Source organism: Pantoea sp. X-Soil-TKNS-1211, from assembly GCF_059730495.1.
This window is the reverse complement of the sequence record NZ_AP035957.1, coordinates 132,543-158,096: the sequence shown is the minus strand read 5'-3', so window position 1 is coordinate 158,096 and position 25,554 is coordinate 132,543. Positions and strand designations below refer to the sequence as shown.

General features: G+C 52.6%; 13 protein-coding genes and 2 pseudogenes. 7 read left to right on the top strand and 8 right to left on the bottom strand.

The genetic code is table 11. The features are described 5' to 3' along the window. The first annotated feature begins 27 nt into the window (after positions 1-27). Entirely contained in the window at positions 28-885 is an 858-nt protein-coding gene (locus tag AC6I8W_RS27365) for a phosphogluconate dehydrogenase C-terminal domain-containing protein (RefSeq protein WP_497839683.1), read from the top strand. 40 nt (positions 886-925) lie between these two features. Here the strand turns inward: AC6I8W_RS27365 and attM are convergent, their stop codons facing one another. Both attM and AC6I8W_RS27355 read right to left on the bottom strand, forming a co-directional pair. Next, positions 926-1,717: an AttM family quorum-quenching N-acyl homoserine lactonase gene (attM, locus tag AC6I8W_RS27360; RefSeq protein ID WP_497839715.1), complete on the bottom strand. Its 792-nt coding sequence runs from the start codon at positions 1,715-1,717 to the stop codon at positions 926-928. 316 nt (positions 1,718-2,033) lie between these two features. Further along, positions 2,034-3,263 carry an MFS transporter gene (locus tag AC6I8W_RS27355; RefSeq protein ID WP_497839682.1) on the bottom strand — a complete coding sequence of 410 codons (1,230 nt, stop codon included), beginning with the start codon at positions 3,261-3,263 and terminating at the stop codon, positions 2,034-2,036. 283 nt (positions 3,264-3,546) lie between these two features. Between AC6I8W_RS27355 and AC6I8W_RS27350 the strand changes: the two genes are divergently transcribed. The 5 genes from AC6I8W_RS27350 to AC6I8W_RS27330 all read left to right on the top strand — a co-directional run bounded on the left by AC6I8W_RS27350 (position 3,547) and on the right by AC6I8W_RS27330 (position 9,093). Beyond that, positions 3,547-4,680 carry a metallophosphoesterase gene (locus AC6I8W_RS27350; RefSeq protein ID WP_497839681.1) on the top strand — a complete coding sequence of 378 codons (1,134 nt, stop codon included), beginning with the start codon at positions 3,547-3,549 and terminating at the stop codon, positions 4,678-4,680. Positions 4,681-4,892: 212 nt separating this feature from the next. Then, positions 4,893-6,095, top strand: coding sequence for an MFS transporter (locus AC6I8W_RS27345; protein ID WP_497839680.1), 1,203 nt, complete (start codon positions 4,893-4,895; stop codon positions 6,093-6,095). Continuing rightward, entirely contained in the window at positions 6,092-6,931 is an 840-nt protein-coding gene (locus tag AC6I8W_RS27340; RefSeq protein WP_497839679.1) for an SDR family NAD(P)-dependent oxidoreductase, read from the top strand. Before AC6I8W_RS27345 ends, AC6I8W_RS27340 begins: the two co-directional genes overlap by 4 nt. Before the next feature lie 69 nt (positions 6,932-7,000). After that, positions 7,001-7,726: a dienelactone hydrolase family protein gene (locus AC6I8W_RS27335; RefSeq protein ID WP_497839678.1), complete on the top strand. Its 726-nt coding sequence runs from the start codon at positions 7,001-7,003 to the stop codon at positions 7,724-7,726. A 246-nt stretch (positions 7,727-7,972) separates the two neighbouring features. Next, positions 7,973-9,093 (top strand): IS3 family transposase gene (locus tag AC6I8W_RS27330; protein ID WP_497834991.1). Its coding sequence is split into 2 segments (ribosomal slippage): positions 7,973-8,231 and positions 8,231-9,093, totalling 1,122 coding nucleotides; the frame shifts between segments, so codons are not numbered across the junction. A gap of 448 nt (positions 9,094-9,541) precedes the next feature. Here AC6I8W_RS27330 and AC6I8W_RS27325 read toward each other — a convergent pair. The 4 genes and pseudogenes from AC6I8W_RS27325 to AC6I8W_RS27310 form a co-directional block, all read right to left on the bottom strand. Next, positions 9,542-9,679, bottom strand: a pseudogene (locus tag AC6I8W_RS27325) (ISNCY family transposase); the annotation flags it as partial. Then, entirely contained in the window at positions 9,658-9,810 is a 153-nt protein-coding gene (locus AC6I8W_RS27320; RefSeq protein ID WP_497839677.1) for a helix-turn-helix domain-containing protein, read from the bottom strand. The gene AC6I8W_RS27320 and the pseudogene AC6I8W_RS27325, both read right to left, overlap by 22 nt. 131 nt (positions 9,811-9,941) lie before the next feature. Further along, positions 9,942-10,334, bottom strand: a complete 393-nt coding sequence (locus AC6I8W_RS27315; RefSeq protein WP_497839676.1) for a helix-turn-helix domain-containing protein — start codon at positions 10,332-10,334, stop codon at positions 9,942-9,944. A gap of 49 nt (positions 10,335-10,383) precedes the next feature. Continuing rightward, complete coding sequence (locus AC6I8W_RS27310) at positions 10,384-11,730, bottom strand: ISNCY family transposase (protein ID WP_497839714.1); 1,347 nt, start codon at positions 11,728-11,730, stop codon at positions 10,384-10,386. A 124-nt stretch (positions 11,731-11,854) separates the two neighbouring features. Here AC6I8W_RS27310 and AC6I8W_RS27305 point away from each other — a divergent pair. Further along, positions 11,855-13,053 (top strand): annotated as a pseudogene (locus AC6I8W_RS27305) (IS3 family transposase). A gap of 491 nt (positions 13,054-13,544) precedes the next feature. Here the strand turns inward: AC6I8W_RS27305 and AC6I8W_RS27300 are convergent. Together AC6I8W_RS27300 and AC6I8W_RS27295 are read right to left on the bottom strand one after the other, a co-directional pair. Then, positions 13,545-13,946 (bottom strand): Imm63 family immunity protein, encoded by a 402-nt coding sequence (locus AC6I8W_RS27300; RefSeq protein WP_497839675.1) that lies wholly within the window; start codon positions 13,944-13,946, stop codon positions 13,545-13,547. Position 13,947: 1 nt separating this feature from the next. Further along, positions 13,948-25,545, bottom strand: a complete 11,598-nt coding sequence (locus AC6I8W_RS27295; RefSeq protein ID WP_497839674.1) for a hemagglutinin repeat-containing protein — start codon at positions 25,543-25,545, stop codon at positions 13,948-13,950. Between the last annotated feature and the right edge of the window lie 9 nt (positions 25,546-25,554).

Sequence of the window (25,554 nt, the reverse complement as noted above, 5' to 3'; positions counted from 1 at the left end):
TAGAAGAATGAATTGAAGGGGGTTGTTATGGCCAGAAAATATCAAACCGTTACTGTTATTGGTGCCGGTGGAAAAATGGGTATGCGAATTTCTGCCAATCTGCAGAAAAGTGCTTACAACGTTTTCTACTGCGAAAACTCTCCTGTTGCACAACAACTCGTATCCGAACAGGGGCGCGAATTATCAGATGCAGCGAGTGTAGTTGTTAAAAGCGACGTGGTTATCCTTGCAGTACCTGATATCGTTCTCGGAAAAGTATCCGAAAGCGTTGTGCCTCAGATGAAAGAGGGGGCTGTGCTGCTGACGCTGGATCCTGCGGCTGCTTATGCAGGTTTGATCTCGCAGCGTAATGACATTCAATATGCTGTTGCCCATCCATGCCACCCATCTGTATTCCTTGAGCGTTACACGAAGGAAGAGCACCAGGATGCATTCGGTGGAGTTGCTGCACTTCAGCACATCGCTGCATCTTTTGAAGGGGGCTCTGCTGAGCAAAAAGAGTCACTGAGCGAAGTTATCAAGGTCATGTATGGTCCGGTCAATGAAGTGCATTGGGTTACCGTCACTCAGCTTGCGTATCTTGAACCAACTCTTGTTGAAACTGTGGCCTGTATGGCCGGTGCTTTCATGAAGGAAGCGCTTGATGAAACGGTTAAACACAGTGGAGTTCCTCTTGAAGCCGCCCGTGCAATGCTCTATGGACACATACAAATAGCGTTGGCTGTTGCGTTTCGTTCAACTAATCCTTTCTCCGATGCCTGTATGATCGCTATGGAATATGGTCGTGAGAAAATAATTCAGCCTGACTGGAAAGTCATTTTTGAACAGGATGAGTTGGATAAGGTTATAGCGAGAATGCTCAAGATTGATGCAGTAAAACGTTAAACTTAATTAAAAAGGCATTTCATATGAAATGCCTTTCTTGTCATGAATAATATTCTGGAGAGTGTCGTAAGGTCGGCCAGGTATCTGGATCATGGCCAGTTATTAGCAATGCATTAGTTTCTTCGCAAAGTATTCTTAATTTCTTTACTGACCTGACGGAATCTGTAGCCGAATCGAGGAAACCTGGCAGAGATTTTTCATTCCAGTGATCTAATGTATATACAGCGTCAGCTGCAATGATCACCTTTTGACCTGAGGGAAGACTTACCAAAATTGACTGATGCCCCGGCGAATGACCAGGGGTGTAAACAGTCAACAAGGATCCATCGCCATAAATGTCGTAGTAATCGTTACTGTTCCCATCAAGAAAAAACCAAGTCTGACCGGCTTTATCAATATCTGATTTAATATACGAACCGGCCGAATACCAATCTGGAGCCTGAGAGTACTCATACTCTTTCCGTTGAACGATATGCCTTGCATTTGGGAAGCGTCCGATAGCACCCGTATGGTCCAGATGGAGGTGAGTCTGAACGATAAATTTTATATCCTGCGGATCAATTCCCAATTTTATCAGTTGAGCCAAGCAACTATCATCTTCACTTACTTCAGGTCGGTATGTATTAATTACATCTCCCCAGTATGATGCAGCATCAACTGCTACCTCTGGTGGTATACCTCCATCAATTAGAGTGTGACCAGATGGATGTGTTAAGAGATAAAAAGGTACTGGGATTGCGTAATTATTGTTGATGCCTTGATGCATTTTTACATGGTGCTCTTTGCAATGCAATGTTCCACCTTGAAAAAGGTAAAGACGCTTCTCCATAATTAACACCTCTTTTTTAATATGGCGATGAATTTTATTTGTTGATTAATAAACATTGTAATATATGTTGTGTTTTAGTAAATCGGTGAGGCGCTATAATTACCGAAACTGTGAACACGATCTTTATATATCGTATGTATTATTAATTTAATGGGAAAATTCAATTGAGTATTGAATAACACTCAATAATGCTCTTATCATCGGAGGTTTTTTTATGAACCGAATTGCATATGGTGAAGAAGCCTAATGCAAAGCTCTGCTGAGCTTTAAACGTCTATTTATTCTTAGAAGTAGTTTTACCAAGTCATATCAATGTGCATCATTCGTTACCTTTAACTACCCATGGAAGCCCTTTCGTACGTCGGCTCAAGAACAGCCACCCCGCGCAGGCTAGACCGAGAGCAAGGCCCAGCGTAAGCATTGAGTTCCTTAACCCAATGACTTTAGCTACGGGACCAATGATTAAAGGACCAGCTAGAAGACCAACGTAAGCGATACGTGTCGTAACAGCGAGTCCTTCTGAAGCAAGCATGCCTGAATTATTTGCTAACTTCGCTGATGTAGAGAACAGTATAGGTAGAATATTTGATATCCCGATCCCAGTAAGGAGAAAACCTAAAACTGCTGGTGTTGGACTACTGATAAACAGCGCAATTGCTATTCCTGTAGATGCTATCATCCAACCCGTAATGATTATAGATTGATGGGCAACGCGTTCCCGAAGCCAGTCCCCACTAAGGCGTCCCACAACCAAACCTATTGAAAATGCTGCGTAACCATAGCCTACCCAGTTTTCAGGAGCTTTAATGACATCACGCATATATACAGCCGACCAATCATAAAAGGCACCTTCAATTACTAAGGCAGCAAATGCCAGCGATCCTATAACTATAAGTCTTTTTTTAGCTATAATTTCAGAGTTTGTTTTCTTTTCAAAAATTAATGATCTATTTTTATCGTCTGATTGGTTTTCGACTTTTAGTGAAATCATATATTTACTGGATATCACTAAAGCTACTATCCCTGCTACAGAGATAGAATAGAAATTTATTACTTCAGGTAGATCCGTGATTGTCCAATTGCTGGCAAGCAGTGCCCCACTAAGGCCCCCTGCGCTGAAACTTGCATGTAAAGCCCCAATTAGCGACCGTCCTGTACTTCGTTCCAGAAGTGCAACTTGTGTATTGACTGCGATGTCATTGACTGCAGCAAAGACGCCAAAAAGGATCATCAATATCAGTAGTTGAGGGAATTGCGGCATGACTAGTATAAATGATGAACATATAGCCATCATAATTCCGCTTAGCGTTGCTCCGGTTCGGCTTCCTGTTCTTGTGATTATTTTCGATGCTGCGGATAATGCGACAATCCCCCCGATGGCTACAGCTGCCAGCAATAGAGATAAAGTATTATCTGATAAATAAAATTTATCCTTTACAATGGGTATTTTTACTCCCCATGTTGAAAAAATCACTCCATTAAAATACAACGACGTCATAGACGCCAGAAGAGCTCGTTTAACCTGACTTTCAGTGATTTTCGAATCCATTAAGAAACCAACTTTGGGAAGGTTGGAAGGTATTCAAAAAACACTTCCAATCTTTACTGTTTATTGTTAATTCTTATTATAATCTGAAGTAACAATTACATTGATTAGTTGAATTACATGCATCAATGAATAAATTAACAGGAATTTTAAGTTGCAGAGTTCATAACATTTACATTAATGAGTTAAATTCATTGCTTCGTGGAAATATACTAAACAAGTTTTTATATTTGCAATGTTAATATTGTTTCTTTGTTTAGAGTGACGGTTCTATGGGGGCCTTATCGTGTTTCATTTATGGACACTATTACCAGCATTATATGTTTGTTTCCGATTTGTTTTTCCTCTCAACAGACCTTTGCCATTAAAAATCTTTCTATCATTAGTCGTGATAGCAGGTTGTGAATTTCATCTGATAAGCCGATTTGTGTACGGCAGTATGTTTTCTCCTGAACTTCCATACCCATTAATGATCCTGATAGGCTGGTTTTTTGGCGCCACAATTTTCTTTGCATTATTTCTCCTGATAATTGATTTTGTTCAGTTTTTGTTAAAAGTTTTTATGCATCGTCATTTTACAGAACTTCAACCGTTGAAGGTTGTTGCGCTTACAGCTGGATGCATTTTTTCAGCCATGGGGATTTGGGGGGGGATTAAGGTTCCAGAAGTAAAAAGGCTTGAGATAACAGTTAAAAATCTTCCTCCAGCATTTGATGGCTTTACTGTCGTGCAACTTACAGATTTGCACGCAAGTCGTCTGTTGTCTCGTCATTGGATTACTTCAGTTGTCGATCGCACAAACAAACTTAACGCTGATTTGATCACACTTACAGGCGACATGGCTGATGGCACAGTTGAAGCCCGCCGTGAAGATGTTTCTCCGTTAGCAAGTCTTCATGCTAAGTATGGAATATGGGCAATAACAGGAAATCATGAGTATTACTTTAATGCACCTGATTTGATAAAGGAATATCAACATATGGGGATAAATTTCCTTTTAAATAAACATGTAATTCTTCCCAAGGACGGTTCTTCTTTGGTTCTCGCTGGAGTGAATGATGAGGCCGCCACTCAGTATGGGCAGGTCGGTCCTTCTATCACAGGAGCTTTACAAGGTATTCCCAAAAATATGCCCATATTACTGTTGGATCATCGTCCTGGAAATGCCAATGAGAATGCAGCAAAAGATGTTGGACTACAGCTGTCTGGTCATACTCACGGCGGGATGATTACTGGCCTCGATATTCTTGCATGCCCTGCGAACAATGGTTTTGTATCCGGTCTCTATTCTGTGAATGGAATGTCACTTTATGTGAGCAACGGAACTGGGATTTGGAACGGGTTCCCTTTACGTATTGGCCAGAGCTCTGAAATAACGTTAATAACGTTACGTTCACCGACCTCAAATCTCCATCGTTGATTAAAATTCAACAAAGCATGCCGTAAAGCTAATCAAAATTGATCAAGATTTCGTTTATAGTGTATTGCATTTCAACAATTCCACTGCATTGTCGTCCCCTGAATAGGGGCTGAATTCGACACAACAGCCAACTTTGGCTGGGAGCTGCTGGCCCCACCCGGCAGTTCTTTTTTGTGCTTATGAGGCTATGCGTTTCACTTGGGAGTTATTTTATGTCCAATGACACATTCACTATAGAGCAAGAGAAGGCCAGTCAGCCTAAATCGCTTTTGCCAGCGATGCTTGCATTGGGGGCCGGCGGATTATGTATAGGAACAGGCGAATTTTCTCCTATGAGCCTCTTACCAGACCTTGCAAAAGGAACTGGTGTGTCTGTTCCTTCTGCGGGAGGTTATATCTCAGCTTATGCAGCCGGAGTAGTAATAGGTGCTCCTGCAATAGCTATCTTATGCGCTAAATGGCCGCGTAAACATCTTCTTTTGCTGCTACTGGCAATTGCTCTAGTGGGATATGGACTGAGCGCTTCAGCGTGGAATTTTTCTTCACTGATGGTTGCACGTTTTGTCTCCGGTCTCCCACATGGCGCCTGGTATGGTGTCGCTGCTCTTGTTGCAGCATCAATGGTATCCCCCAGTCTTAAAGCCCGTTATATCGGTTATGTAATGCTTGGACTCGCGATCGCTAATGTGGCAGGAGTACCGTTAGTTACGTGGGTTGGTCAGACTATGGGCTGGCGAAGTTCCTTTTTTATCGTTGCAGCAGGTATCGTACTTACAGCAATCATGGTGATTCTCTTTGTTCCTTCGATAGCCGCCAATGAGAACTCTACACCATTGAAAGAACTTGGTGCGTTGCGTAGTCCTCAGATCCTTATAACATTTGGTGTCGCATCGGTTGGCTTTGCAGGGATGTTCGCGGTATACAGCTTTATAACACCAGCACTTACGGAAATAACTGGCTTTCCGCTTAGCTATATTCCGTGGATATTGGTTTTGTGGGGAGTTGGGATGGTGACAGGAAATGTCATCGGAGGTCGTCTTGCAGATAAGGCATTGATTCCTTCTATATTTGCAATGCTCTGCTGGAACCTCATAATGTTGGGTCTTTTTTCTCTTTTTGCTGAGTTTAAACTCCCCGCGCTTATTATAATTTTTCTGCTTGGAAATGGCTTTGCCCTTGTTCCTGCTTTGCAATCACACATGATGAATATCGCAGGCGAAGCTCAAACACTTGCATCTTCACTGACACATAGTGCATTTAATATTTCTAATGCCTTGGGTGCAGCATTTGGAGGATTGGTGATTTCCTCTGGAGGATCATGGATTTCGACAGGTTGGGTTGGCGTTGTCTTTTCAGCGATTGCGATCTTGCTTATGTGGTTATCCGTTCTAAATAACAGAAGGAGTCAAAAATGACAGATTCAATCATTGCTTCAGGTCGCGTGGCAGTTATCACAGGTGCGGCAAAAGGGATTGGCGCTGCACTGTCTCGTCGTCTCAGTCGTGAAGGGATGCGTCTCGCGTTGTTTGACCGTGACAGTGTAGCATTGAATTCACTAGCTTCATCATTAGATACTGAGCATTGCGTTGTCATAGGTGATGTAACCAGTGTTGATGATTTGACGCGCCTTCGCGATGTGACCATTGAAAAATTTGGCGAAGTCGCGATGGTTATTAATAATGCTGGAATTAAGGAAGGAGGTGGGCCGTGGGATTCTCCAGTAAAATGGAGGAAGAATTTAGAAGCTAATCTGCTGTCAGCTGTCACAGTTCAGCACCTTTTCGTACCTTTCATGATAGCTTCTGAAGTTCCTGCTGCCGTAGTCAATCTTGGTTCGAAAGAGGGGATCACTACACCACCGGGTAATGCGGCCTACAGTGTCGGAAAGGCAGCGATGAAAGTCCTTACAGAACAACTTTCTCATGAGCTTCTCAAATCGACTTCAGGACGAATTACAGCACATCTTCTGGTCCCTGGATACACGTGGACAGATATGAACTTTCCTGGGATGGATGAATTTACTAGTAGTAAGCCTCCCGAGGCGTGGACTTCAAGCCAGGTGGTAGATTATTTCATTGAACATTTCAGGGCAGGTGATTTTTATATCATTTGTCCTGATAACGCCGTTACATCTGAGCTTGATAAAAAGCGCATTTCATGGTCTATGCAAGATATGACTGAAAACAGGCCTGCTTTATCTCGCTGGCATCCAGACTGGCAGGATGAATACAAGCGTTGGGTAAAAAATTGACTGAACATCGTTTCAACTACCTGAAATTTTGTAAAGTCTGTTTCGCGTAATTAATAAAGGCTCGTAACAATGATTCAAATCGCTGAAGAGCATGTAAATTACACTTCCGGAAAAACCGCGCTTAAAGGTGCCTTTATTTATGATGTACACGCCCCTGGGCCGATGCCTGGAATTGTAATGGCTCCAAATATGATGGGAATTACAGCTTCAAACATCGCACATGCAGAACGCCTGGCGAGTGCGGGGTACGCCGTATTGGTAGCCGATTTATACGGCGTGGCTCCATCATCTTCGGATGAAGCATCGTCCCTTATGCATGCCTTAAAAGATACACCTGAAGAACGTTATAGAATGCGGGCCGCTCTGCAACAACTCTCTACCGATCCGCGAGTGGACAGCAGTAAGATAGCTGCAGTTGGCTTTTGCTATGGTGGACACTGTGTGCTTGAACTCGCAAGGTCAGGAGTTGCAATACGTGCAGTGTTCAGTGTTCATGGTACTCTAGATACGCTGTCACCAGCAGAGAAAGGACAAGTACCTGCCAAAGTCGTGGTTCTCAATGGAGCTGCCGACCCGTTCGTCTCGGCAGAACAGATTGGTGAGTTCTCTAAAGAAATGGCCGCAGCTGAAGCCGACTTCATGTTTATAAACTATCAGGGCGCGGTACATTCTTTTACTTATCCGCGCGCAGATGTTGCAGGGAAAATGGAATATAATGAGACCATTTCTAATCGCGCGTTCAATACTATTTTAGACGAACTGCATCTCGCATATTATCGGATGCCTACCGCATAATACACTTGCAGTGATGTCAGAGTCTGTGATTATAAGTTGTCGTGACAAGACCTGTTTTTTAGTCCTGACTGTATTGGTCTGGCTCTATATATGATGGCATGAGTCGCGAACGTACGTTTCGCGACTCAATGTTTTTAACAGCTAAATTGTATTAATCTAAATTAATTATACCGTGTGACCTGCTCCCCGTTGATTAATACACCGCGATGTTAGTAATGTCTTCATCAGTCACATGAGGACATCCCTATGAAGAAGCGATTTTCCGACGAACAGATCATCAGTATTCTCCGCGAGGCCGAAGCCGGGGTTTCAGCCCGGGAACTCTGCCGCAAGCATGCTATTTCAGACGCCACCTTTTACACCTGGCGCAAGAAGTTTGGCGGCATGGAAGTTCCCGAAGTGAAGCGGCTCAAGTCGCTTGAAGAGGAGAACGCCCGCCTCAAGAAGCTGCTCGCTGAAGCCATGCTGGATAAGGAGGCGCTTCAGGTGGCTCTTGGCCGAAAGTTCTGACGACAGACCAGAAGCGGGAAGCCGTGGAAGTCATGTGTGAGGCAACGGGTCTGTCGCAACGTCGTGCCTGCAGGCTGGCAGGTTTGTCCCTGTCCACCTGCCGTTATTCGGCTCAGCGTCCGGCTGCTGACGCGCAGCTGTCTCTACGCATCACAGCGCTGGCACTTGAGCGCCGCCGCTTTGGTTACCGGCGCATCTGGCAGTTATTGCGTCGGGAGGGCCTTCACGTCAACCACAAGCGGGTATACCGCATCTATCATCTCAACGGCCTGAGTGTAAAACGCAGGCGACGCCGCAAGGGGCTGGCGACTGAGCGGCTTCCGCTTCTTCGTCCGGATGCGCCGAACCTGACATGGTCGATGGATTTTGTCATGGATGCACTTGCCAGCGGCCGCAGGATTAAGTGCCTGACCTGCGTGGATGATTTCACGAAGGAGTGTCTGACGATCACCACGGCATTCGGGATTACAGGCGTTCAGGTGACACGTATTCTGGACAGCATTGCGCTGTTTCGTGGATATCCTACGACGATAAGAACTGATCAGGGCCCGGAATTTACCTGCCGCGCGCTGGATCAATGGGCCTTTGAGCATGGTGTTGAGTTGCGCTTAATCCAGCCGGGCAAGCCAACTCAGAACGGATTTATTGAGAGTTTCAACGGTCGCTTTCGGGATGAATGCTTGAATGAACACTGGTTCAGCGATGTTCTTCATGCCCGAAAAATCATTAATGGCTGGCGGCAGGACTATAACGAGTCCAGACCTCATTCATCGCTGAATTACCAGACGCCATTTGAATTTGCAGCAGGCTGGCGAAACGGGAAACATGAAGAAAAATCAACCGATATTACTAACTGAAGGTTGTATCTAATACTGGGGGCAGGTCAGGTATCCCCTTTTTCCCTGGGTGAGAATAGTACAGTTAACGCCAGTAATGCTGCCGGGAATTTCATAAAGATACCGCAAAAATTTGCAGTTGTGATTAGTCCTTCAGGAGATTCGATGGAGCAGCTAAAACCAGGTATGTCTGTTGTAGTCAGAATTTAGATGCCACTTCAGACGACCGGTAGCATCATTAATGTAAATCAGCAGGCCGCATTTTAATGCACGTTCTTCAAACCAGTCATGGTGTGAGCCGGGCAGTCGCGGTGATGTAGTGGCTGATAAATGCGGGGCTTATGGGGTACATGCTGGATCCTGAGTCCGTCAGAAGTCATCCAGCAGTGTAGCGTTTCAACAGAGATCTTAACCCCGTGACGTTCCTGAAGCTTTTCGGTGGCCAGCGTAGGCCCAAGATCAGCATACTGATGCCATGCAGCCTAAGTTCCTTGACCAGACGGTCCTGCAACGTGAGATCCGCACGCTCCACGCGGCCCTTGGCAGCGCTGGTGTTGGCGCAGATGCCGGTGATGTTCAGCTCGTTCATTGCACGTCCGAACTGCGTCTGACGCGGTAGCGCTGGAGCAGGCGGCGACACTGTCTGTCAGAAATACCGAGACGCTCCGCGGCGAGATGTGTTGTCAGCCGCCGGTCAACAACGTCCTGAATCACTTTAAGCCGGTTAACTTCGTTCATCGTGAAAAACTCCGCATCTCCGAAGCGGCCAGGTCAGCTTTGCCTCTATATGCAATGTCTATCCATTATTAAGATGTCGTCTCAGTGGCTAAGTTAAAGTGTCATCTGTGACATGAAAAGAGTCTGGCTGTTCAGAGTATTTTTCTGGGGCGGGCTACCCAGGTATTTTCAGCCATCATCAGCTTTCTGACGGTTTCTTTTGAGATGCTCAGCCCGAAGCCTGCGTTCAGTAACCGCCATGCGCCGGTCGGACTCATGCCCCGGCAGCGGGTGCGGATAAGCTTCACGACCTGAGTTTTCAGGTCTTCCTTCAGCTGATAGTTGCCGGGTTTTCCCCGACGCAGATTCACCACGCCGTCACGACCGGATTCACGGTAGCGGCTGACCAGACGCCGGCACTGGCGGGGAGAGACTTCCATCGACTGCGCGGCTTCTGCCACTGTGATGTCGCCTGCCAGATACATCTCAATCAGGTCGGCCCGCAGCTGTTCCTGCAGCGTCATGACCTTTTTTTCCTGACTCATTTTTCCTCCCTGTGGCGTTGTGTCCGCTGAAGCGGGCAGGGGAAGGGACTCAGCGCTTGAGGTCAGAGACAAAGTCCTCCGGGCTGACCAGCACCGGATTGACTGCCCTCAGTGCTTCAAGCGCGCGTTTCTGCGCCCGCCGTCGCGGCATCTTTTTGCTGCGTGAGCGTTTACCTTCAGCTTCCAGCGCATCCTGTTTTTCCTGTGCCAGCCGCAGTACGGTACCGAGGCGCTTGTTATCGACGATCTCCCCTTGATCCACGCAGGCCAGCTTGTCAAAAACCTGATAACGCAGCTCACGGTGGGCATAACGGAAGCTGATCCTGCCGTCAGGATATTCGAATACGGTGATTTTTTCACCCGCAATGCGGGTGTTGGCATCAGAGGGTTCAATGAGATAGAGTATTTTATCATACTGAAAAGTCAGCGATTTTGATAACTTCCGCTGGTCCTGCCAGGCAAAGATATCGTCCAGTTCATCCGGTGTCAGACCGGACGGGCGGTGCAGATCCTTCGGATACTTTGGCGGTCGCGCAAAACGGCAGTTAAAGTCGTCGATAAAGCCCTCAATCCAGCGGTTCGCCTCGCTGATGGAGCTGATGTTGTGCAGCCGCAGCTCCTTCACCAGCCGATCCTGCAGCGTCTGGTTGGCGCGCTCCACGCGGCCTTTTGCCTGGCTGCTGTTGGCGCAGATGAGCTCTATGCTCAGGTCGCGCAGTGCACGGCCAAACTGTGTGGTACCGCTGCGGCGTGCGTCCGTGCCGTTAACCCTGAAAACGGCATGCCTGTCGCTGTAGAATGCGACGGGTTTCCCATGTAAATCAATATACTCCCGCGTTGCTGTCATATAATCGAATGCTGACTCCGAATCGCAGAAGCGCAGGTGCATCAGGCGACCGGTGGCATCGTCAACGTACACGAGCAGGCAGCACTTCGGTGCGCGATCCTCAAACCAGGCATGATGAGATCCGTCCAGCTGAACCAGTTCTCCGAGACAGTCGCGCCGGTGTCGTGGCTGATAAATGTGAACCTGACGCCGTGAATGTGGCCGCCAGAGTCCGTCTGAGATCATCCAGTTGCGGACAGTCTCAACGGAAACCGGAATGCCGTGTCGTTCAAGCAGCTTCTCGGTGGCCAGCGTTGGCCCAAAATCCGCGTAGTGCTGCCGGATCAGTTGCAGCGCAGCGCAGCGTAAATCTTCGGGAATGCGGTTGTTGCCGGGCCGACCACGACGGGCAGACACAATCGACGCCGCACCGTGTTCACGGTAACGCCGCAGAACACGCTGCACCTGACGAACCGTGAGTTCGAGAAGGCGTGCGGCTTCACGCTGGAGCAGAGTGTGGTCGTTAACGCGCTGAATGATACCGAGCCGGTAAAGATCCTTATCTGTCATGGTCACCAACATAAAGTCTGCATCCTGAGCTGAGCCTGAGGAAATTTAAGACTAGTTCAGGGACGAAATCTGTAAATTGTTCCGGGGGGTGCGGACGATTTCCTGGACCTTCGGGAGATAATTCATGCACTCATATGAGGATCGGATCCGGGCCGTGGAGCTTTACTTCAGGTATGGCAAAAGGCTGACAGTTGTTGTCAGAGAGTTGGGCTATCCATCCGTTAAACAGCTTTCCCGGTGGGTTCGAATTTATGAAGAGGCCGGTGACTTACCCAGGGAATTAAAGCCAAGAAAACGCTATTCACACGCACAGAAAGTCGCCGCGGTTGAGCATTATCTTACGCATGGTGGTTGCCTGGCCTTCACGCGTCGCGCCATTGGCTATCCCAGTAGCGAAGTGCTCAAGAGCTGGATCGAAGAGATTTATCCGGGACGACGCCCACTGATTATTCGTTCGAATACAAACAAATGCTTCAGCCCGGAGGAAAGAACGCAGGCCGTTCGCGAGCTCTGCACCCGACGTGGAACCGCCCTTAAAGTGGCACAAAAGATAGGTATCAGCGTTCCGGTCCTGTACAAATGGAAGAAAGACCTGATCGACGATGAGGCTTATCAATCCATGCGTAAACGTAAACCAGCTTCTCAGGATAAGCAGCAGGATGAACTGCGCGATGAAATAAAGCAGCTTAAACAGCAGGTTCATCAGCTACAGCTTGAGCGTGACATCCTGACAAAAGCGAATGAACTGATAAAAAAAGACATGGGCATCAGCGTCCTGACCCTGAAGAACAGGGAGAAGACCCGGCTCGTTGATGCCCTTAAGGAAATTTATCCCGTTGCTGAATTGCTCAGTGCTCTTCAGCTTGCCCGCAGTTGCTATTTTTATCACAAAGCAAGCCTGCGACTGCATGACAAGTACGCGAAGTGAGCTGGGCCATAGGGACACGTCCGGACGCAAAACTGGTAAATGCCATGCTCGATGATGCGATCGATACGCTTAGCGAAAATGAAAGGCCGGTGATACACAGTGACAGAGGAAGCCATTACCGATGGCCGGGCTGGCTGGATCGTATCAAGGGATCGGGTCTTATAAGGTCCATGTCACGCAAGGGTTGCTCGTCGGATAATGCGGCGTGCGAAGGCTTCTTCGGGCGGGTCAAAAATGAAATGTACTATGGCAGAAACTGGGCGGGCACATCGCTGGAAGATTTTATGTGCTTCCTGGACAGGTACATACGCTGGTATAACGAGAAGAGAATCAAAATATCATTAGGTGCGATGAGTCCGGTGAAGTACCGGGAGCATCTGGGGATCACAACATAGCAGTCCAGGAAAACATCCGCATCTCCCCGTACGACATTAGCGTTTTGGAGTAACAAATCTAATGCGCATAATCATTATTATGTTAAGTAATGGATCCGACTCATCCCCGAAGCGCCCACCTCTCCCGTAGCGATTAGCGGCAGCTAATTCGCTCAACATGAATGCAATGATCGGATACGTTCATTTTTACCGAACGCAACTTGAACCGTTCGATAAAGGCATTCTGCGTTGGCTTGCCGGGTTCCAGCATCACACCAAATTGGCTGCTGAAAGGTAACTGACTGATAAAATAGCAAATCCGGCACTGTGGTCAGGTTTTTTCATATGGCTATTAACTTTCCGATACTGCCGCTGACGCTGTCGGTATCACAGCTGAGACAGGCCAAATCCTGCATCTGTCTATTAGGGGCCCTTGCGGTGATGGTGCCACCTGCCACCATGGAATGGGTGGTAAATCCCGGCCCTGTTCGCGGTGGCAGGGATTAAAGTTTTTAATTATCCTTGAAAGGATTTTTAACAAGTATTTTATTAAATTCCTCCCTAGTTTTAGTACCCCATTCATAGTTGAGCTGAGAAAGATATTCAATTACTTTTCGAAAAATAACACGCCGAACATCACATCCTTCAATCCTATGATTAAGCTCATAATTTACTGCCATTTGGTGCACAATATCGTACATAATCCAATAAAGCAGTTCATCTAACGATGATGTTTTTTTCCTAGAAAACTCATACCCTCTTTCTGAGTAGATATAATTGTATTCATCATTTTCTACAGATAAGTAAGGACGACCATCATCAAACGGTGAAATGCCAACATGGCTCTGCGGAGCATGGATCTTTTCACACATAGAGTTAACAATTTTTTGGATTTCCTCTATCGACACGGACATATCAATGAATCTCCTTCAAGTAACCATTATCAATCAACCATTGAACATTAACTCGCTCAGTCATATTCGGTAAAATTTGTGTCCCACCACCGACTTGACCAAACGCTGGTGCGATTGTCCCCTGGATGGCTGGAAGGGGTTTCATTACTTCATATTCATGATAACCGTTAGCTTGTGATCCTGGGGCAAGGGCACGTTGTTCATAAGGAGTATCTTTTGGCGCAAGAAATGCACCATTGCTATCACCATATCGATCCAATGTAGTTCCTACAGGAATAGTCGTTTTAACTGGTTCTCCTGAAAATCCCAAATTCTTAGGCCAATCCCAGCCACCATCAGCATTCTTAAATCTGTCGTAGTAAGAATAACCTCCGGCCTCAGCATCAGTAATTGCACTTGAAGAGTTCGGGTTGTTAGGTACGCTTTCCTTAACAACACCCTGACCTAATGCACTAATTTTATTAGCAGCCGCAGCCCCCAACACTGGCGCCATCGAAGCGGCTACTGTTTTCATCCCGTCATAAGTGGATATGTACTGTTCTGCCGTCGCTTCATCTATACCAAACTGCTGCATTGCATAGTTCACCATGGCATCCTTCACCTGTTGCTGATTCTGTGCATCAACGCTGGTGATATTCAGCAGGTTTACTATCTGACCATAAGAGTCAGCATACATATCACTGACTTTGTTATTGTACTGCCCGGTTTCGTATTCACCTTTGGCCGAGATAACTTCCAGCCTGGCTCCGGCACAGCCCGCGCTTGCAGCTTTACCATTTCCACAGGCATCCATCACTTTCTGGTCGCGACTGATATCCAGTTCCGTTAATTCAGCCACCTTTTTCTGCGCCGCTTCACGTTCGGCAGGGTCGCTACTGTTAAGTTTCTGTTTCGCTATCTCCAGCTCCGTCTTCTCACTGACGTGCAGATAGTTATTCTCCACCGCATTCTTCCCTGCAACCGCCCCGGTCCCTACGCCCACCCCTGAATCCGATGCCAGCCCCCCGGCCAGTCCCGCCGCTATCTGGCTCAGTGCGCTGACCGTCTGCTTCTGGCTTTCCGTCAGGTCGCTGGGGTTTTTCACATCTGGATACAACGACGCCACTATCGCCCGCGCCATCAGTTCACCGCTGGCAGCCCCGGCGGCACCCGCTGCGGCACTGTTCCCCGCCAGCTGTGCCAGCACCGCGCCCGCCACTGCGTGCGCCATGGTGTTGGCCACCAGGTTGGTTTCCTCCTTCCCGTTGGCGTCATAGGTAGTGGTCGCTTTCTTTATCGCGTTGGCGATATACGGTGCCATCGCTCCGCTCGCCGCCGCGCCAAAGTTCCCGGCGCTCAGTCCACCTAAAGCCCCGGCCACCGCGCTGGTGACCATTGAGTAAGTCCCTCCCGTCCCCCAGTCTGCCGCCACATCCTTATAGCTCTGGTCTGCCATCACTTTGTCATGCAGTTCAGCCTGCGTCAGCTTTGCGTAATCTGGATGTTCATTCAGCAGCCGGTCAGAGGCTTCTTTTTCCGCCGCATCCAGCTTGTAGGTTTTGATGTCTCCCGCCACGCGCTGAGCCAGTTCCTGCACACCCTGAGCGAACGCCATCTGGTTTTCGACTTTCTCTTTGTCGAAAATCTTGTCGATATGCCCGTTGGCACTGTCGGTATCACGGCTGAGGCCGTTTACGTCCTGCGTCTGGTTCTGCGCATCGCGTACCGTAATGGTGCCGTCCGCCACCGCCGAACGGGTGGTGCCTGAAGCGCTGTCCGACATATTTACCATCGTCGGCAAAAAGCCACCGGCGTACTGCTCGCCCGGTTTCTGGCTGCTGTCATAGCTGCCGCTGATGCCTGCTGAGGCGCTGCTGGCGTGGTACTCCGCATGGTTTTCGATGCTGTCCCAGCCGAGGGTGCCGGTGGAGAAAGTGTTATTCGCCGCATCGGCGGTGGAGGCAATCACTGCCCCGTTCAGCTGGGTGTGATTACCGGCATAGACGTCGTAGCCACCGTCGCCGGCAAACAGCCCGCTCTGGTCGCCAACGCTGGCGTATTCGCTGTTCACTTTGCTGGTGCTGAAGCTCAACCCGCCGGAGGCGCTCATGGAGCCCCAGGTGACGCTGAATCCGCCGCTGACGCTCTGCTGTTTACTCTGGTAGTTGTCGATGTCCTGCAGGCTGGTGATAGTCAGGTTGTTGCCTGCATCGGCGACGATGCGGTTACCCAGCGCCTGCGCGCCGGAAAGCAGCATGTCGTTGCCGCTGCTGAGCGTCAGGGTGTCGCTGGCGTTAACACGGCTGTTGACGTATTCGGTACTGTTGCCGTTTTCAGAGCCGTCAGCCAGATAACCGCTGGCCTGCACGCCGATACCGGTTTCCTTGCCAATGGACACATGCCCGCCCACGCTCCAGCCGGAGGATGAGTTGCTGCTTTTCTGGTCGGTGTTGTCGCTGGCGGCGACCAGATTCAGGTCATGGGCGGCAGCCAGCGTCACGTTCTGGCCGGTGATGCCGCTGCCTGCCATATTGAGATCACCGCTGCTGCCACTGGCACCGGTCGCAATTACATTGACGTTACCCCCGCCGCTGAGCGAGCTGCCGCTGACGGTGTTGCTGCTGTAGTCTGAGCTGGAATTGCTTTTACTGGACCCGACACTGAGCGAGATCGTAATGCCGACGTTATTCAGGTCGCCCTTCGCGAGCGCTGTGGCGGACTGCGTCGCCCCTTTGGACAGCGCCCAGCCGCTCTCCAGCATCTTCACGCTGTCCAGCGCTTTCAGGCGATCATTACCGGCTTCACTGGCTTCCTTCGCCTGGGATCCCAGTGTCAGCAGCGCGTCGGTAATCGGACTGGTTAGCTGCAACGTCAGGCCGCTCTGCTTCTGCTCGTAAGACTGGTGGCGCGTCAGAGTATCGTTACCCGGATCGATCGTGACGGAGCCGCCCACCAGGTTGATATCCTGTTTTGCAATCACGTCAGATCCGGCCACATGGGCATCATTGCCCGCCACCAGGGTGACGTTGCCGCCGGTGCTGCCGACCGCGCTGGCACTCTGGCTCTGGGTGGTGCCATCCTGGTTCAGCTGCTGACGTGTCGAGGCGCTGCCGAAGGTGACACCCAGGCCACCACCGCTGAACATGCCGCTTTTCTTCGTTTCGCTCAGGCGGTAGCTGCTCTGTTCCTCTGTGGCGGCGGTGATGCTGAGGTCATGGCCGGCTTTCAGGCCGACATCACCCTCACCCACGACGGAAGATCCGTTCACCGTCAGATCATTACCCGCCACGATCGAGACCTGATCGCCACTCAGCTGCGAGGCTTTTTCGGTAGTGGAACTGTCCTCAGCAATGGTGTGCGTGGTCTTCTTGCTGAACAGGCTCTTTTTGGTTTTGGTCGCTTCGTCGTATGCGTAATCGCTTTCCGTCGCCGTGGTGATGTTCACATCACGACCGGCGTTCAGCGCGAGGTCACCGGTGGCGTTTACCTGAGCCGCCTGGCTGGTGATATCGCGTCCGGCGGTGATGGACATGTCGTCGCCGCTGGCAACTTCCGTGCCATCCTGTCTCACCGCTTCGCGGATGCTGACGCTCTGATTGCCGTGTTGCTCGCTGTAGGTGCTGCTCTGCTGCGCGTTAAGGTTAACGTCACGGCCAGCGCTGAGAGCGGCGTTGCCATCTGCCGTGAGCTGTGCGGCCTGCGAGTTCAGGTCCCGCCCGGCACTCAGCATCAGGTCGGCACCGCTGCTCACCACCGTGCGGGTGGCGTTGTTGTCATCAGTTTTGTTACTGCCGCTGGTCTGATGACTGCTGTTATCCATCGTGTTGAGACTGAGGTCATTTCCGGCCAGCAGCGTCGCATCGCCCTGCGCGGTAACGGCGCTACCCGCAACGGTCAGATTGTTCCCGGCGCTGGCGACCAGAGCGCCTCCGGTACTGACCTCGCTCGTCTGGCTATCGCTGCTCTGCGAACCGCCATTTTTCGTGGTTTTACTGGTGCTGAGGGCATTACCGCTGATGTTGAGATCATTCAGCGCCACCAGTTGCAGGTCGCTGCCCGCCGTCAGCTTCGCCCCGGTGTTGTTGATGTCGTTACCGGCACTGAGCGACAGTCCTTTGCTGGCGGTGATACTGGCGGTATCACCAGTCAGAGTCTGGCTGAAGGTCAGTTGAGAGGACTTGCCGCTGCTGACCGGCGTCGCCGTCCACTGCTGTGCCTGGGTGACGTTGTTGATGTCCCCGCTGACCGAGGCCAGTGCCACCGTCTGTCCGGCGATGGAGGAGCCGATGTTGTTGATATCACCCAGCGCGCTCATCTGCACGCTGCCACCCGAGGCGATCAGCCCGGCATTAAGGTTATCCAGCGAGGTGCTGCTTTTCGCCGCCAGCTGCATCTCTGCCTTCAGGGTGCTGCCGCTGTTAACAATATTTCCGGCATCGAGATTGACCGTGTTACCGGCAATCACGCTGCCCTCCGCCACGGTGCTGTCTTCCGGTGACAGGTACAGTTTCGGCACCAGCACCGTCTGGCCGGCAATGGTGGTTTTTTCCCACCAGACGATACTTTTCGTCAGCCCGGCCACCTGATCCGCTGTCAGGCTGACGCCGAACTGCAACCCTAATCCCTGCTGCTGTTGGGCCGCGTTATCGAGCAGATACTGCATCTGCGCCAGATCAGAACCGGTGCCGCCGAGATAACGCTCTCCGGTCTGGCTGAGCACCGCGTTGCTGACGTAGCGGGTATCGAAGGCCGCATCGCCGAGGAATTTATAGTCCGTATCCGGTGCCAGGTTCAGGCGATCCAGCAGGTACGATGAGCCGATGAACTGCGCCGGATCGGTATAGACAGCGGCTGTTTCCGTACGGGGGGCAGTGACGGGTGTTGCCGCCTGCACCGCAGGGGTTGTCACCTGAACCGATGTTGATGTTCCGGCCAGCGTCAGTGCCGGGGCTGCTGCGGTTGATTTTTGCTCCGGAGCAGAGACGGCGGCTGTGGGTTTTGCCAGATAATCGTTCAGCGCATTAAACAGCGACGGATCGGTTTTCCCCACGCTGCCCAGTTGTGGATTGGTGGTGATCAGATACGGGCTGGTGGGATCTTTACTGGCGACAAACAGGCCATTGTTGCTGGTTGGCAGGGGATAATCAGTCAGTGCCGCGCCCTGATTACCGAGCTGCTGCAGCGCGCTGTTGACCGAACTGGTCCACTGCACCGAGCCGACCGCCAGATGGCTGTCCCCCGCCAGTTGCTGGCTCTGCGTGCCGCTGACGGTTTGCAGTTCGGTTGTCCCGTTCAGGGTCGGGGCGCTGATGGCGTGGATCAGGCTGCCTGCGCTGGCGGTGGTGGTGGTATTGCTGATGTTGTTACTGAAGCTGGCATTCACCGCCCCACCGGCCTGAATGACCGCACGATACCCCTCGCCGGTGACGGTGGTTTCATATTCCGGCGTGCCGCTGAGGAAGTAGTTAAAGCTGGCGTTTCTCTCAGAGCTGCCGCTTTTTACCCGGTATACCTGGCTGCCCTGCGTAGTATCAAATGCATAGGTCAGATACTCCTGTTGCACCGAATTCTGATAAGACTGGTTATTAAGCACGTTACCGGAGAGCGTGATATCCTGGCCTGCCAGCATGTTCCCGGCGAGGTTATCCAGCGTCCCAGCCGACACGTTAAGATTATGGTTTGCCGCAATCCGCCCTGCGCCACCACTGGCTACCACACCCAAGGTTGAGGTACTGACCAGGAAGGTTTTCTTCAGCCCAGTGTCTACCGGTTTTACATAGTTGGTCGTTCGGGTGATACCGTTATTCTTGCCGTCACTGCCTTCATGGGTGGTAACCGTGTAGGCTTCGAGCTCGCTGGTGTCGAAGTCGGCGTAGTGCAGCGTAATTTCCGTGGCACCATCGCCTGCCGGAGTATCTGCGGCCACTGTCGTACTGGTGGTATTCAGGCCATCGCGCTGATTCAGCAGATGCCCGGTACTGATGCTGATATCGCCGTCGGTGGTCTCGATATTGCCGGAGTTATTCACCACTTCGGTGCTGGCGTTGCCCGCTGCATCTTTCTGCATCCACAGGCTGTTGCCCGCGAGAATATCGCCCTGATTGTTGTGCAGGCTGTCGGCCAGCAGTTGCATGTTGTTGCCGGCATACAGCAGCGCGCTGTTCTGCATCAGTCCGTTAGCGGACATCAGCACATCACCCGCTGCACCAACAAAACCGTCATTGCTGAGCTGACCACGGCTGCTTAGCCGGATATTACCGCCAGACTGCACGCTGCCGCTGTCATTCAGGGTGATGTTGCTGGCATCTACCCCCACTGTGCCGCTGCCACCGCGCAGCTGTCCATTGTTGACCATATCGCCAATGGCGCTGAGCTGGATCCCGTTCCCCTGGAGAGTGCCGAGTATGTTGAGATCACCCTGGGTGCTCAGGCTGAGATTTTGCCCGGCGGCCAGGGTGCCGGTCTGGGTGAAGCCTGACCCCAGCTGCAACGTCATATTGCCCAGCGCCAGCAGGCTGCCCGCCTGATTCAGGCTGGGCGTGTTCAGCGTCAGATCCCCGGCGCTGTAAAGTTTGCCGCCAGCCTGGTTATCGGTGTTTTGCAGGTTCAGCCCCAGCAGCTGGCTGCCAAACACCGTACCGATGTTATGCAGCGCGTCAGCGGTCAGTTGCAGCTGATCGCCCTGCAACTGCCCCTGGTTATCGGCCTGATCGAGTTGCAGGGTGCTGCTGCCCAGCCCGCTCAGGGTGCCGTTGTTGGTCAGGCTGGTGCCGGTGAGAGTCAGCCCCTGCGCCTGCAACACCCCGCTGTTGCTGATGACGGGCGCAGACAGTGTCAGGCGATCGCCGGTCAGCAGCGTGCCCTGGTTATTGAGTTCGCCCGTCAGCGTCAGATGGCTCAGCCCGTCACCCTGTACCTGCCCCTGATTCAGCAGTGACTGTGCCGTGAGATCGAAGCTGCCCTGGCTGCGCAGCATGCCGCCATTCTGGTTGGTCACACCCTGTTGCACCGTGCCCAGCAGGCTCTGCTGTCCCTGAAGCTGCCCGGCATTGGTCAGGTTGCCCGTATCTACCACGAGGTTATTCGCCTGGATATTGCCGCTGTTGGCGATGTCATTCGCCTTCAGCGTGCTGGTGCCGGCACTGAGCAGTGCGCCGCCCTGCAACACCTGCACCTGACCGTTGAGCGTGCCGTTCAGTGCGCTGACACCGGTGATCGTGCCGCTGCTGGTGAGTGAGCCACCTTCCAGGCTGAGATTATCGGCCGACCAGCTGCCCTGATTATTCAGGCTGGCGGCCTGCAAAACGGCCAGGCCGGTAGAGACGATTTTACCCTGCACCTGCGTATTGAGTGCGCCGCTCAGGTTCAGCCCGGCACGGGTGGTGGCCTCTATCGCCCCACTGAGATCCAACTGGCGACCCTGCAGGTCCACGCTGTCTGCCTGCCAGCTACCGGCGTTAGTGACGTGATCGGCTGTCACCTTCAGTGCACCCTGGGTAAGCAGATTACCGGTGGTGGCGTTGCTCAGGTCCTGTTGCAGCTGCACCGTCAGCGCTTTCAGGCCGATCAGGTTCCCGCTGTTCTCTGCACCCGTGCCGTTCAGTGCAAGGATATCGCCCTGAATCTGTCCCCGGTTGGTCAGCTGCGCGGCATTCAGAGTGGCGGCTTTTTCACTGAGTAGCTGGCCGCTGTTCTCCAGGGTGGCGGCGTTAACCGTAGCGTCGCCGGATGACAGCAGGCTGCCGCTGTTGTTCAGGTCGCCCTGCATCTGCGCATTCAGACCTTTCGTCCCGAGCACGGTGCCGTCATTGGTCAGGTTGTTACCAGCCATGTTGAGCTGGGCGGATTGCAGGCGTCCCTGGTTTTGCGTGGTTGTGGCATGCACATCCAGTGTGCCTGCGGACAACACCTGCCCCTCAGCACCGTTCTTCAGGGTATCGGCGCTGAGCGTGGCCCCGCCGGTGCCCTGGATCAGGCCGTTATTGCTGATGCCGCTGGCGGTGACGCTGAGCGTCTGCGTCGCCAGCGTGCCGCTGTTGGTGAGGATCGGCGTGGTGAGCTGTGCGTTACCGGCGGCGGCGATCACCCCGCTCTGCTGGTTGATCAGACGATCGGTGGCGTTGATGTCCAGATCGTGCGTGGAAAGGGTGCCGTGATTGTCCAGCACCTGGCCGTCAAAGTTGATCTGATTTTGAGCGGTGAGGCTACCCTGCTGTTGCAGGTTATCAGCCTGAATATGCAGACCGTCGTCGGCCGTGATCGCTCCGCTGTTGGTCATCTGACCGGCATTAATATCCACGCTGTTGGCACCCAGTGCCGCTGCGTTGGTCAGGTTTCCGGCCTGGAGTGTCAGCGTGCCGGGGGTGACCAGTTTGCCGCCCAAATCGGCTTTTTCAGACGCACTGATCCCCAGTGATTGTTTACCCTGGGTCTGTGAGTCGCTGCCGGTGGTGAGCTGGCCGGTGGTCAGCGCCATATTGCCATCGGCGGAGAGGAATCCGTTGAGGCTGGCGGTATCCGCACCGACGCTGATATCCCGCTGGCTGCTCTGTACCGATCCGGCCTGGCTGGTCAGCGAGTGGGTGTTGAGTTGCACCCCCTGCGTGCCGCTCAGGCTGCCACCCAGAGTCGCCCCGGTGGTTTTCATGGTCAACAATCCGTTGGCCAGCAGCGTGCTGTTGTCGCCTGTCGTGACGCTGTCACGCGCATTCAGAACCAGATTGCCGCTGGTGCCGGTCAGCCCCTGATTATTCAGTTGATTCAGGGTTAACGTCTGGTCATCGCCGGACTGCGCCGTCCCGTTATTGTTAAAGATGTCACCGGTCAGCTGCTGAGTACCGAGCGACTGAAGCAGCCCCTCGTTGGTAAAGCTGTTGAAGCTGAACTGCCCGTTACGGTTCGCGGCGAGCGTGCCGCTGTTGCTGAAATCGCCCGAGCTGAAATTGAGGTCGCGCCCGGCGATCAGACTACCCGACCACTGGCCGCCCTGCGTCACCGTGGCCTGCACATCGTTTTGTGCCGACGTCCTGCCGCTTTGCGCGGCATTGAGCTGATCGGCACTGAGGGTCAGATTGCCGCCGGCGCTGGTGATGCCATCAAGTTGCTGCTGGCGGGCGGATAGCTGCATGTCACCGGTGGTGGTCAGCGCGCCGGTATTGCTGACCTTAAGTGCACCACCGCTGGCGGCCAGCGTCTGTCCGTCCAGTGTCCCGTTCAGTGTGGCCTGGTTGCTGGCACTCAGCGACAGCGTCTTATCGCTGTGCACGCTACCCTGGGCACCGACGGAAAGATCATCGGCATGCAGGCTGACGTCACCGCTGGCCGATAGCTGCCCGTCCAGCGTCTGCTGTGAAGCGTTAAGCTGCATATCCCCGAGGCTGGTGATCTGCGCGCTCTGACCTGCATCCAGCGAGTCGGTATTGAGCGTCAGGCCGGATTTACCGGTCAGCGCACCGTTGACCGTTGCCTGACCCGCGTTGAGGGTCAGTTGATCGCCGGCAAACAACGACCCCGGCTCGCCGAGCGTCAGCTTATCGGTAATCTGTAAATTCAGTGCCTGCTGCGAACCGATCAGTCCCTGGCTGTCGAGCGTGTCTGCACTGATTTGCTGTGCACCTCCCGACTGCATTTTTCCACTGTTGCTTAACGCACCGGTATTCAGCGTCTGGCTGCCCTGTGCCTGAATCAGCCCGCTGTTGGTTAACTGCTGAGTAGTGAACTGCGTATCCCCGGCGGCCGCCAGCGTGCCGTTACTGGTGAAACTGGCAGCATTGACCGCGAGATTGCCACCCGTCGTCAGGCTCCCGTTCCACACTCCGTTGTTACCGGCGCTGACCTGAGCATTGCCAGCCGCGTAGGTCTGTGCGCCTTTGCCGGAACTGAGCGAACCACTTACCAGATGCAGGTTCTGCCCGGCGCGCAGATTACCGTTCAGCAGGGTGCTGCCGGTGGCCTGAATATCCGCATCGCTGCCGGACTGGAGTTGTGAGCCGGAATCGGTGGTCAGCTGTCCGAAGCGCCCGGTGATGACACCCTCGCCGGAGAGTAAGCCACCCAGTTGTGCGTGGTCAGCGGTCAGCGCAAGCTTGCCTGCACTGGATAGGGAGAAATCATCGAGGGTACGGAGGGAGCCAAAATTTAACTGGCTGTCCTGCTGCCCGCTGATGGAGCCTGCAAGCGTCGCCTGTCCGGCGGTAATCCCCAGGGCTTCACCAGCGGTGAGGGTGCCGTGACTCCCCTGTGTCAGCGCCTGATCCACTGTGAGCTGTAATGCGCCATCCGTACCGATGGTACCGTTATTCTCGAGGCTGCCTGTCTGAATGTGTTGCGATCCCGCTGCCTGCAATTTTCCACTGTTACTCAGCGTTGTTGACTGAAGTGTCTGGGTTTGTCCCTGAAGCGTGCCGCTGTTGGTCAGGGTGCCGGTCTGGATTTGTTGTGCTCCACTTGCCAGCAACTTCCCGCTGTTATCCAGTGTCGTTGCGTGAAGCGTCTGGGTTTGCGCCTGGATTGTGCCACTGTTAGTCAGGTGCTGCACCGACAACTGAGCATTGCCGGTGGCAGCGATCAGCCCGTTATTGCTGAGACTCTCGCCGCTGAGTTGCAGATTTTTTCCGGCTGTCAGGTTGCCCTGCACCGCCAGTTCTCCCTGACTGGTGAGCGTCATATCACCGCCCGACTGCTGGCTGCCCTGGAGCGCCATGGACTGCCCGCTGGCGGATAATTTACCCGCCGATGTCGCATTGCCGATCGTCAGTCTGCCACTGGCGTCGATCTGCATATCACCAACGGAGGTATTCAGATTGCCGAGGTTAACGCCTACCCCCTTCTCACTGGACACCAGATGAATACGGTTGGCGTACATCCCGCCGAGCGCACCAGTATCCACTGCCACCGTCGGCAGTTCCCCTTCCCCGGCAATCGGCGTGACGGAACCATCGGCCCCGACCCGGTTAGCCCCGGCGGTGATCGACAGATCTTTCGCGTAGATCCCGGCGTTGATCTGCGTGGCGCGCGCCACGATCGACACTGCATCGGCACGGCTGCCGTCCAGTCCCTGTCCTTCGATCGTTACGGAACCTTTGGTCACTTCCAGCGCGGCGAGATTGCCATTCGCATCCAGTTGCGGTTTACCGGTGGTCAGCGTGACATTTGGCGTATTGATAAATCCGCAGCCATTACAGGTGATGCCATACGGGTTGGCGACCATCACGCTGGCGGCTTTACCTGCCACCTCGGTGTAGCCCTGCAACTGGGTACGGCTGGCACCGGTCACTTCGTTGATGATGGCCTGGGCTTCGTGCCCGGCAGTCAGGTTAGGGTTGTTCTGGATCAGGCCACCGAGCTGCGTCTGATTCAGCTGCCCGGTGGCGTTGTTGAGGATCAGCCCTTCCGTGCCGACGTTATACTGCTGATACTGGTTATGCGAGATCCCTGCCTGGTTGGGCGTGGCAATATTGACGACCGGCACACCGTTGCCCGCCGCATCCATCTGCGTGCCGGGTGTGACCGGCGTGATGGCAGCGGCCGCCGCAGGCAGCATCGGCTGTACCGCAATCAGGTAACAGACGACATAACTCAGGATACGGCGGGACGGTGAAACAGGCTGACGATCGTCCATAATCATGAC

Bases quoted from the DNA above. Each gene is read 5' to 3' on its own strand.
- AC6I8W_RS27365 (WP_497839683.1), top strand. From the start codon at position 28: ATGGCCAGAAAATATCAAACCGTTACTGTTATTGGTGCCGGTGGAAAA.
- AC6I8W_RS27355 (WP_497839682.1), bottom strand. From the start codon at position 3,263: ATGGATTCGAAAATCACTGAAAGTCAGGTTAAACGAGCTCTTCTGGCG.
- AC6I8W_RS27345 (WP_497839680.1), top strand. From the start codon at position 4,893: ATGTCCAATGACACATTCACTATAGAGCAAGAGAAGGCCAGTCAGCCT.
- AC6I8W_RS27340 (WP_497839679.1), top strand. From the start codon at position 6,092: ATGACAGATTCAATCATTGCTTCAGGTCGCGTGGCAGTTATCACAGGT.
- AC6I8W_RS27335 (WP_497839678.1), top strand. From the start codon at position 7,001: ATGATTCAAATCGCTGAAGAGCATGTAAATTACACTTCCGGAAAAACC.
- AC6I8W_RS27320 (WP_497839677.1), bottom strand. From the start codon at position 9,810: ATGAACGAAGTTAACCGGCTTAAAGTGATTCAGGACGTTGTTGACCGG.
- AC6I8W_RS27315 (WP_497839676.1), bottom strand. From the start codon at position 10,334: ATGAGTCAGGAAAAAAAGGTCATGACGCTGCAGGAACAGCTGCGGGCC.
- AC6I8W_RS27310 (WP_497839714.1), bottom strand. From the start codon at position 11,730: ATGACAGATAAGGATCTTTACCGGCTCGGTATCATTCAGCGCGTTAAC.
- AC6I8W_RS27300 (WP_497839675.1), bottom strand. From the start codon at position 13,946: ATGTCCGTGTCGATAGAGGAAATCCAAAAAATTGTTAACTCTATGTGT.
- AC6I8W_RS27295 (WP_497839674.1), bottom strand. From the start codon at position 25,545: ATGGACGATCGTCAGCCTGTTTCACCGTCCCGCCGTATCCTGAGTTAT.